The following is a 9,172-nucleotide window of genomic DNA, read 5'->3' as shown; positions in this document are numbered from 1 at the left end:
AATCGGCCGGCACTCTGCCCAGTCCACCGGCTGTGGTCCCGCCGAGGTCCCCGAATTCCACGAACGAGGTCACCGCATCCAGCCGACAGGGCTCGCCCGGTCACCAGTTCCTCCCCGGCCGTGGCGGTCTGACTGATCCGAGGGCTATCACGCCACCAGCGGGCATCAAGAGCGCCTACGGCGTCACTCCGTGATGGCTGGCGCCACTCTTGACACCCACCGGAGCCGTGATCGAGACGCCCTCAGCCAGACCACCCCAACCGGAGAGGAACCCGCGAGATGACCACCAAGCCCACCACCTGCCAGCTCCGCGGATGCGACAACCCCGCCGACGTCCCGTTCACCTCCAAGTACGGCCCGCAGGACGAGGTCATCTGGCACTGCACCCCGTGCAACACCCAGTACCGCCGCAACCTCGAGATGCTCGACCACTACCCGTACTGACCCAGAGGGGGCTTCGGCCCCCTTCCCCGGTTGTTCCAGAAACAACGAAGCCCACGGACCCGAAGTGGATCACGTGGGAGTTCCCTGCCTCCTCATACGCCGATTGTCTCGCTCCACTCGGACGAGTCAAGGGAGAGAGCGCCCTTGACACGACCGAGTTCCGCTGAGGGCGGCAAGTATGAGGAAGCAGGGGAAAGAAAAGTCACCAGACATGCCGAAGCGAGTCCGGAATCAGTCCGCAGTTCTACGCAAGGGCACCGGACCCAACCAACGATCCCAACGACAGAATCCCCAGGTCACGCCGGTACCGCTACTGCCGTCAACTCCGACCAATTCTTACAAACGTCGAGAGTGACAACCTCAAAAACCGTTGTCCGAAAGGACGTGTGGGTTCGAGTCCCACACTCGGCACCAAGGTAGAACGCAATTTCTGCGATTGCCGCGCCTGATCCCGTCACGCGGCCCCCGCCGAGCGCACGCGCGGTGCCACACCACGTGATGCCACGGCCACGCCTCCGCCTAAACGTCCGGCATCGCCGGCTGCCGCGGCGTCGGCCGTGGTCGCCGCGCTTCGGCGTCTTCGGCGGTTCTGATCACCCCGCGAAGGGTTTCCCTGGCCTGCGCCAGCTCGGTCGCGCGGTGATCGAGCTGAACCAGCTGGGTGCGCAGCTTGTCCAGTACCCCGGGGCAAGGGCGCAGGGAGCCCTCGTCCAGAGCGCAGGGCAGCACTTGTCGAACCAAGCGCGTCGACAGGCCCGCGGCCAGTAGGGCCTGGATCTGCCGGACGGTCCGCTCCGCGCTGCGGTCGTAGTCGCGGTACCCATTGGCCTGCCGCTGCGGTGTGAGCAAGCCGGCATGTTCGTAGTAGCGCAGCTGACGTTCACTGGCGCCGGTGCGTTCGGCCAGTTCTCCGATCAACATCAGCGACTTCACTCCCGATCTCTTGACCTTGCACTGCGTCAACCTTCAACACTGCACCCGCGGCCCTATTCCTCGAACTCCACGGGAGGCACCCCTTGATCATCGACGCGCACAGCCATGTTCACGACCCGGTGCGGACTCATATCGAACTCATGGACGAAGCCGGAGTGGACCGGGCGGTGCTGTTCGCCACGCGTCCGCATCCGGAACGGGCGACCGATCTCGTGTCGCTCCGAAACGAGATGAGCGCTTTGACCGCCGCCCTCGACGGGCGCGGGAAGGACGCCGACAGCTACCGCCTGGCGTGGCAGGAACTCGACGCGGCGCTCGCGGCATATCCCGATCGCTTCATCGGCTTCGGCACGGTGCGGCTCGATCTGCCCGCGTCGGAGATCGCCGAGTACGTGTATCGCGAGGTGGTCGGCCGAGGCCTGCGCGGCATCGGCGAACTGACACCACAGCCCGACGACGCGGCGCGGATCGAACCGGTTCTGCGAGCCGCCGCCGACCACGGGGGCCTGCCGGTGGCGGTCCATGGATTCGCCCCGACCACGGCCCGGGACTTGAGAACTCTGGCGGACCTCGCACGTCGGCATTCGACCGTTCCACTGATCATCAGCCAGATGGGCGGGCTCAACTGGCTGTCGGCCATCGAATTGGTCCGTGAAATCCCGAACATGTACCTCGAACTCTCCACCGCCAACGTCATATTCGCTGTTCGGCTCGCGATCGACGAGATTCCCGACCGCACTCTGTTCGGCTCGGACGCCCCCTACGGCGACCCCTTCCTGGCCCGCGCCACGGTGGAACGCGTCACCGCTTCGGGCGAAGTGCGGGAACGCGTCCTCGGCGGAACCCTCGCCCGGCTACTGGAACTCTGACACCGGCCGGTGTCTGCGATGGCTACCGCCGACACCCGCCGAAGCCGTGATCGATACGCCCTGGCCACTGTCGCAGCCAACCGTGTACCAGCAGATGGCAACGGGTACTCGACGGCCGGGGCGCTATCGCGGAAGGCGAGCATGCGTCCTCATCGAACCGATCCGAGTGTCGAATCGTTGTCCCGTATGGCGGCATTCGACATCCGGGCCAGCGGAGGTATGCAATGCGAGTGAACAGGACCACCGTGGATCTGTCGGAGTATCCGGATCTGGTGGTCATCTATATCGGCATGCGGGTGCGGCGGCCTCGGGGGATGCTGCGGCTGCTCGGGCTGGGGCCGAAACTCTATCGCTCGCACAAGGATCGTCCGGACGGGTTGCTGCTGCACGAAGATCTCGTGTGGGCGCTGTTCCCGCCGCACTGGGGCGCGCGGCAGTACTGGCGCGATCTCGACAGCCTCGAAGCCTGGACGCGGACGGCGCCACACCGGGACTGGTGGCAGAAGTTCCTGCGCGACTCCGGCGGGACCGGCTTCTGGCACGAGGCCTACTTCGCCCGCGGCGGCATCGACGCCATGTACGACGACATGGACCCAGCGAGCGGACTCGCGCGCTTCGCACCCGTCGTCGCCTCTCGCGGTCACCGGTTCTCCACTCGCGGACGTGTTCAGGGCAGACCCGCCGATGCCGAGCCCGTGGTGAGCGAAAACGTCTACTACGGCAGCGAATCCGAGTAGCCTGCGCGCGCTGTCATATCACGAAGCAATCACAATGCAGCGTTTGAATGCGTGCGCGCCGAGGTACAGCCATGAGGAGAATCGAACGGCACCACTCGTCGCAGTGACGTACGTCGCAGGCCAGAGGCCGGAAGCGGCGTACTTCGTGTACGGCGCACTACGAGCAGATGAATATGTTGTTCCCATATGTGGGACTAACGACTCATGCCCTTCTGATAGTCTCCGCGCCGTTTATCGTTATCGGTATGCACGTCTTGTTCGTCTGCAACGGCAACGTTTGCCGTTCGGTGATCGCCGAGCGGCTCACGCGCGCCCTCGCGGTCGAACACGATCTCCCCTACCTCACCGCCGAAAGCGCGGGAACCCGTGCGCTGGTGGGATTTCCCGTCGAGCCACTGGCCGCGCAGACCATCACCGGGCTCGGCGCCGACGCGAGCAACTTCCGGGCACGTCGCCTGAAACCGGAGCTGGTCGACAAGGCCGACCTGGTGCTCACGATGACCGAGCAGATCCGCGACCAGGTGGTCGACCTGGCCTTCGGTGCCGGAGCGCGCACCTTCACGCTGCTGGAGGCCCATCGCATCGCGCACGTCACCGGCGCGCGCACGGTCGCCGAATTGCACCGGGCACGCAACGATCTGTCGCTGGTCGGCCGGGAGAACATCGCCGATCCGGTCGGGCTGTCCCCCCAGGCGTTCTGCGAGGTCGGCGACCGCATCGCCGAGGCGCTGGTGCCGCTGCTGCTGGCGCTCGCCCCGCACGAGCAGCCGCGCTGGCCACACGACGAGCGCCGTGGACTGGTGATCCGCCCCGGCGGCGCACCGGCGCCGCTGGCGACATTCCTCGCCGCCCAACGCACCCGGTGACCGCCGGCGAAAACCGCACACGACAGCGCACGGAGCCGTCGCGTATCGAACCTGTTATCAACGGGCTGTGTTCATTTCCGCATCCGACGCACTAAACTCCCGCCGGACAACACTCTCCGCCGTTGCTGGTTCGACACAGGACAGGAATCAGACATGCCGAAACGCATTTCGGATGTTTCGCTCCATGTTTATGTGACACCGGAAACTCTCGAACGCGTCGTCGACACCGTGCGCGAGGTGGTCGACGACCACCTCACCGACCGGGACGTGTTCGCCTGGCGCTTCACCCTGCCGGTCGACGCGGACGACCCGGCCCACGCGGCCCTCGAGAGCCGCTGCCCCGCGGACCGGCCCGGCGACCGCTCGGACCGTCGCGGCACCTACGAGATCGCGCTCAGTCTGGTCGGCGTACCCGACCAGTTGACCGACGACCACATGGCCACACTGGAACGCCAACTATTGCAGCGCATCTCAGGGCTGGCGCGAACCGAGCCGGGAGCGGATATCCCGGTCTCGATCCGCGCGTCGCAACGCACCGACGTCGATCTCGACATCGATCGCGATCTCGAATTGCTGTAACCCCGGACCTCAGCGCCGCGCGGGGAAGTGGCGGATGAGTCCCTCTTGCACCGTGGTGGCCAGCAGATCGCCGCTGCGGGAGTAGAAGCGGCCGGTCGCCAGGCCACGGGAGCCCGCGGCCACCGGCGATTCGGTGCAATACAGCGCCCACTCGTCGAAACGGAACGGGCGGTGGAACCAGATCGAATGGTTGACCGTGGCCGCGACGATGCGGTCCAGACCCCATGACAGCCCATGGGTGGTGATGATCGAGTCCAGCACCGTGGTGTCGGACGAGTAGCCCAGCGTCGCCACATGGATCAGCGGATCGTCGGGCAGCCTGCCGTCCGCGCGCATCCACACCCGGTTGTGGTTGAGCCGCTCCCCCGTGCCCTTCAGAATCCACGCCGGATCGTTGGTGTAGCGCATGTCGATCGGATGCGGCGCCTTGACGAACATCTCCAGCTTGTCCTCCAAGCCTTCGAAGCTCTCCTCGACCCGCGGCAGCGTCTCCGGGTCCGGCACCTCCGGCTGGGCGTGCGCGTGCTCGAGTCCCGTGCCCCAGTCCTGGAACGCGGCGAGCATGACGAACAGCTCCTGGCCGTCCTGGCTGGCGGTGACCGTGCGGTTGGCGAACGCCCGGCCGTCGCGATGACGGTCCACCCGGTACTCGATCGGCTTCTTCACATCGCCGCCGCGCACGAAATGCGCGTTGACCGCGTGCACCGGCCGGTCGCCGACCGTGCGGCCCGCAGCGATGATCGCCTGCGAGACGAGCTGACCGCCGAAGGTACGGCTCCACACCTTCTCCGGGTGCTGGCCGACGAACACGTCCTCGTCCATCTGCTCGAGATCGAGCAGGGCAAGCAGCACATCCAGGTCGGAACGCTGCGTGCCGTCCGCGACGTCGACGGGGCTGCTCAGGGAAGCACTCACTAATGGTCCTCCTCACCGATTCGGTGAACGTGGATCAGGTTGGTGGAACCGACGGTACCGGGCGGCGACCCGGCCACGATGACCACCAGGTCACCCTTCTGGTATCGCTCCATCGACAGAAGTGCTACATCCACCTGGTGGATCATCGCGTCGGTGCTGCTCACGGTCGGCACGATGAACGTCTCGGTGCCCCAGGTCAGCGCCAGCTGGCTGCGGACCTCCGGCAGCGGAGTGAACGCCAGCAGCGGCAGCGGGGTGTGCAGGCGGGCCAGGCGGCGCACCGTGTCGCCCGACTGGGTGAACGCGACCAGCGCCTTGGCGTTGAGCCGCTCGCCGATGTCGCGGGCGGCGTAGGAGATCACGCCGCGCTTGGTGCGCGGCACGTGGGTCAGCGGCGGCACCCGGGTCGACTCGGTCTCCACCGCGTGCACGATGCGCGCCATCGTGCGCACCGTCTCGATCGGGTATTTGCCCACCGAGGTCTCACCCGACAGCATCACCGCGTCGGCGCCGTCGAGCACCGCGTTCGCCACGTCGGAGGCCTCGGCACGGGTGGGGCGGGAGTTCTCGATCATCGATTCCAGCATCTGCGTGGCGACGATGACCGGCTTGGCGTTCTCGCGAGCCATCTGGATGGCGCGCTTCTGCACGATCGGCACCTGCTCCAGCGGCAGCTCGACACCGAGGTCGCCGCGCGCGACCATGACCGCGTCGAAGGCCAAGACGACGGCCTCCAGGTTGTCGATCGCCTCCGGCTTCTCCAGCTTGCCGATCACCGGAACCCGGCGGCCCACCCGGTCCATCACGTCGTGCACCAGCTCGACATCGGACGGGGACCGCACGAACGACAACGCGATGAAGTCCACGCCGAGCTTCAGCGCGAACTCCAGGTCCTCGATGTCCTTCTCCGAGAGCGCGGGGACCGACACGTCCATGCCCGGCAGCGACACGCCCTTGTTGTTGGAGACCGGCCCACCCTCGGTGACCCGGCAGACCACGTCGTTGCCATCGACGCGGGTGACGATGAGGCCGACCTTGCCGTCGTCGACCAGCAGGCGATCGCCGGGCTTGGCGTCCTGCGCGAGTTCCTTGTAGGTGGTGGACACGCGGTCATGGGTCCCGTCGATGTCGTCGACGGTGATGCGGACCTCTTCACCCGTCGCCCAAACGGTCCTGCCTTCCAGGAAGCGGCCGAGGCGGATCTTGGGCCCCTGCAGGTCGGCGAGAATGCCGACCGCCCGGCCGAGGTGGTCGGAGGCCTGACGCACCTTCTTGTAGTTCTCGGCATGGTCAGCGTGCTCGCCATGGCTGAAGTTCAGCCGAGCCACGTCCATGCCGCTCTCGACGAGTTCGCGGATACGGTCCTCGGTGGCAGTGGCCGGTCCGAGCGTGCACACAATCTTCGTCCGTCGCATCACGGGTAGAGCCTAGTCCCGCTCGGTGGGCAGGTCCCGCCGTGGCCATGGTGAATCCTTGGTGAAAAAAATGAACGACAGCTCCATAGCAGGTACAAACGGATATTCAGCGAGCGACATGACGGGCCAACCTCGTTTCCAGCCGGGTCTGCCCGAACCCGAGGATGAGGCAGATCACCCAGTAGTACAGCGCCGCGACCCCGTAGAGCGCGAAGAAGTCGAAAGTGGGGGCGGCGGCGAGCTGGGCGACGCGCAGCAGCTCGGTCACCAGGATGGTGGAGGCCAGCGAGGTGTCCTTCACCAAGGAGATCAAGGTGTTCGACAGCGGCGGCACGGCGATGCGCGCGGCCTGCGGCAGGATGATCAGCCGCAGCATCATCGGATACGACATGCCGAGCGCCTGCGCCGCCTCCCACTGTCCCGTGGCGACGCTGAGGATGGCGGCGCGCACCACCTCGGCCGCGTATCCGCCGACGTTGAGGCTGAACGCGATCACCGCGGCGGGAAAGGGGTCGATCACGATGTCGAACTGCGGCAGCGCGTAGAACACGATGAACAGCTGCACCAGCAGCGGTGTGCCGCGAATGATCGAGATGTAGAAGCGGGCCGCCGCCGACAGCGGCCGCACAGGCGACATCCTGGCCAGCGCGACGAACAACGCGAGCGCCAGGCCGATGGCGAAGCTGACGGCGGTGAGCGGAAGGGTCTTGGTGACGGTGGCCTGCAGCATCGGCCACAGGTTGTGCCAGATGAGGTCCCGGGTGGCGGCGTCCATGAACGATGTCGGCTACTGGCTGACGTCTGTCCCGAAATACTTCTCGGAGATCTTCGCCAAGGTGCCGTCGGCGCGCAGCTGGTTCAGCGCATTGTCCACGTCGGTGATCAGCGCCTCGCCCTTGCGCGCGGCGAACGCCTGCTTGCTCACCGATCCGGTCCGGCCCGCGATCTTCACGCTGGTGTCGCCGGTCTTCTTGGTGTATTCGGCGACGGCGAGGTTGTCGTTGACGGTGGCGTCCACGCGGCCGTTCTTCAGCAGCTGGATGGCCTGTACGAAGCCCTCTACGGCCTCGACCTTCGCACCCGCGTCGGTGGCGACCTTGCTCCAGTTGCTGGTGGCCGACTGCGCGCAGGTCTTCCCGTTGAGATCGGCGAGGCCGGTGACGGCATTGTTGTCGGCGCGGGTGACGATCACGCCCGCCGATGTGGTGTAGGGCGCCGACAGCGCGTACTTGACCGCGCGCTCGTCGTTCACGGTCACCTGGTTGGCCACCAGATCGAAGCGCTTGGATTCCAGGCCCGCGAAGATGGCGTCCCACGGCGTCTGCACGAACTCGACTTTCTTGCCGAGTTTGTCGCCGACCGCCCGGATCACCTCCACGTCATAACCGGTGAGTTTGCCGTCGGAGCCTTGGAAACTGAAGGGAGCGTAGGTGCCCTCGGTGCCGACCTTCAGAACATTCGGGTCGCTGTCACCGCACCCGCTCAGTCCGGTAGCGGCGACGATGGCGAGCATGGCGGCGGCGAACAGCTTGCGACGCACGGAAATCCTCTCTTCGGTGCGTGGAACTCCACACACGGCACGCGAGTCCGGTCATGCTACGCCCGGATCCGTGCGCGCGACAGTATCGCGATCACCACGCTCGAAAAGGTTGTGCTCATTGATTTCGCCCGAACGACCGGGAGGCGGGTATCCCCACCTCCCGGCATAGTCGATACCGCGGCGGTCAGTCGCGCAGCGGACGGCCCTGTGAATCGGGAACCTTGCCGACCAAGATCATGACGCCGTCGATGAGACCCCAGATGCCGCCGAGACCACAGGTCAGGATCGTGACCACCAACTGGGCGATGCCAAGGCCGTTGTATCCGAGATAGAAACGGCCGACGCCGAAACTGCCGAGGAAGATCTGCAGCAGACCCGCGACCAGCTTCTGCTTGTCCGACAGCGGAACACCGAACGGGTCGCGGCCCCAGGGCGCCTCCGGGTCGTTCGGGTTATAGCCCTGCGGGCCGACCGGGTACGGCGCCTGCGGGTAGCCGCCCGGCTGCTGGCCGTAGCCGCCGACGGGCTGGCCGTACTGCGCCTGCTGGTTGTAGGGGTCCGACGGCGGACTGTACTGCGGCTGGCTCTGCTCCTCCAGCGGCTTGGTCAGGTCAGGGCCGGTACCCGGCGGGCCGTACTGCGGGCCCCCGGCGCCCGGATTCTGCTGGTAAGGGTCGGTCACTCATGTCCTCCTCATTAGTGCGGGCACCCTCTTGTCGGCCCCCGGCCTCGCTGGATCGCCGAACCGCGGCTCGTCACGATCACGAGTCATTGTCACCGGGAACGACCGGGTTGTCGCCCCCGGAGCGTTCGGCGCTACCAGTGGTTATCGCGGCGGATCGCACGATCGTTGCCGCGGAGGAGAGTCGATGGC

11 protein-coding genes are annotated in these 9,172 nt (G+C 66.4%); 5 read left to right on the top strand and 6 right to left on the bottom strand.

From position 1 onward, the window contains the following. The first annotated feature begins 279 nt into the window (after positions 1 to 279). Complete coding sequence (locus tag ACWEO7_RS27140; protein ID WP_452427275.1) at positions 280 to 444, top strand: hypothetical protein; 165 nt, start codon at positions 280 to 282, stop codon at positions 442 to 444. Positions 445 to 963: 519 nt separating this feature from the next. Here ACWEO7_RS27140 and ACWEO7_RS27135 read toward each other — a convergent pair. Beyond that, positions 964 to 1,365, bottom strand: a complete 402-nt coding sequence (locus ACWEO7_RS27135) for a MerR family transcriptional regulator (RefSeq protein WP_452427273.1) — start codon at positions 1,363 to 1,365, stop codon at positions 964 to 966. Between the two features lie 95 nt (positions 1,366 to 1,460). Between ACWEO7_RS27135 and ACWEO7_RS27130 the strand changes: the two genes are divergently transcribed. From ACWEO7_RS27130 to ACWEO7_RS27115, 4 genes are all read left to right on the top strand, one after another. Then, positions 1,461 to 2,246 (top strand): amidohydrolase family protein, encoded by a 786-nt coding sequence (locus tag ACWEO7_RS27130; RefSeq protein ID WP_452427271.1) that lies wholly within the window; start codon positions 1,461 to 1,463, stop codon positions 2,244 to 2,246. Between the two features lie 224 nt (positions 2,247 to 2,470). Next, positions 2,471 to 2,983 carry a monooxygenase family protein gene (locus ACWEO7_RS27125; protein ID WP_452427269.1) on the top strand — a complete coding sequence of 171 codons (513 nt, stop codon included), beginning with the start codon at positions 2,471 to 2,473 and terminating at the stop codon, positions 2,981 to 2,983. A gap of 245 nt (positions 2,984 to 3,228) precedes the next feature. After that, the gene (locus tag ACWEO7_RS27120) at positions 3,229 to 3,849 is read left to right on the top strand and encodes an arsenate reductase/protein-tyrosine-phosphatase family protein (protein WP_355078252.1); all 621 of its coding nucleotides are present in this window, start codon (positions 3,229 to 3,231) and stop codon (positions 3,847 to 3,849) included. A gap of 192 nt (positions 3,850 to 4,041) precedes the next feature. Continuing rightward, the gene (locus ACWEO7_RS27115; protein ID WP_452427267.1) at positions 4,042 to 4,428 is read left to right on the top strand and encodes a hypothetical protein; all 387 of its coding nucleotides are present in this window, start codon (positions 4,042 to 4,044) and stop codon (positions 4,426 to 4,428) included. 9 nt (positions 4,429 to 4,437) lie between these two features. Here ACWEO7_RS27115 and ACWEO7_RS27110 read toward each other — a convergent pair whose 3' ends face one another. From ACWEO7_RS27110 to ACWEO7_RS27090, 5 genes are all read right to left on the bottom strand, one after another. Further along, positions 4,438 to 5,250, bottom strand: coding sequence for an acyl-CoA thioesterase (locus ACWEO7_RS27110; protein ID WP_245676355.1), 813 nt, complete (start codon positions 5,248 to 5,250; stop codon positions 4,438 to 4,440). Between the two features lie 92 nt (positions 5,251 to 5,342). After that, a complete protein-coding gene (gene pyk / locus ACWEO7_RS27105) occupies positions 5,343 to 6,761 on the bottom strand; it encodes a pyruvate kinase (protein WP_452427265.1) in 1,419 nt (472 codons plus the stop codon). A gap of 103 nt (positions 6,762 to 6,864) precedes the next feature. Next, on the bottom strand, positions 6,865 to 7,533 hold the full coding sequence (locus ACWEO7_RS27100) for an amino acid ABC transporter permease (RefSeq protein ID WP_452427264.1): 669 nt from the start codon (positions 7,531 to 7,533) through the stop codon (positions 6,865 to 6,867). A 12-nt stretch (positions 7,534 to 7,545) separates the two neighbouring features. Beyond that, complete coding sequence (locus ACWEO7_RS27095; RefSeq protein ID WP_450016189.1) at positions 7,546 to 8,298, bottom strand: amino acid ABC transporter substrate-binding protein; 753 nt, start codon at positions 8,296 to 8,298, stop codon at positions 7,546 to 7,548. A 184-nt stretch (positions 8,299 to 8,482) separates the two neighbouring features. Beyond that, complete coding sequence (locus ACWEO7_RS27090; protein ID WP_452427262.1) at positions 8,483 to 8,980, bottom strand: TM2 domain-containing protein; 498 nt, start codon at positions 8,978 to 8,980, stop codon at positions 8,483 to 8,485. Positions 8,981 to 9,172 lie beyond the last annotated feature (192 nt).

The organism is Nocardia sp. NPDC004260, from assembly GCF_053603155.1.
This window is presented reverse-complemented; position numbering and strand designations above follow the sequence as displayed.

What these genes read in the sequence shown, in the direction of transcription:
- ACWEO7_RS27140 (WP_452427275.1), top strand. Translation starts at nt 280, where the DNA reads ATGACCACCAAGCCCACCACCTGCCAGCTCCGCGGATGCGACAACCCC.
- ACWEO7_RS27135 (WP_452427273.1), bottom strand. Translation starts at nt 1,365, where the DNA reads ATGTTGATCGGAGAACTGGCCGAACGCACCGGCGCCAGTGAACGTCAG.
- ACWEO7_RS27125 (WP_452427269.1), top strand. Translation starts at nt 2,471, where the DNA reads ATGCGAGTGAACAGGACCACCGTGGATCTGTCGGAGTATCCGGATCTG.
- ACWEO7_RS27120 (WP_355078252.1), top strand. Translation starts at nt 3,229, where the DNA reads ATGCACGTCTTGTTCGTCTGCAACGGCAACGTTTGCCGTTCGGTGATC.
- ACWEO7_RS27110 (WP_245676355.1), bottom strand. Translation starts at nt 5,250, where the DNA reads ATGGACGAGGACGTGTTCGTCGGCCAGCACCCGGAGAAGGTGTGGAGC.
- ACWEO7_RS27100 (WP_452427264.1), bottom strand. Translation starts at nt 7,533, where the DNA reads ATGGACGCCGCCACCCGGGACCTCATCTGGCACAACCTGTGGCCGATG.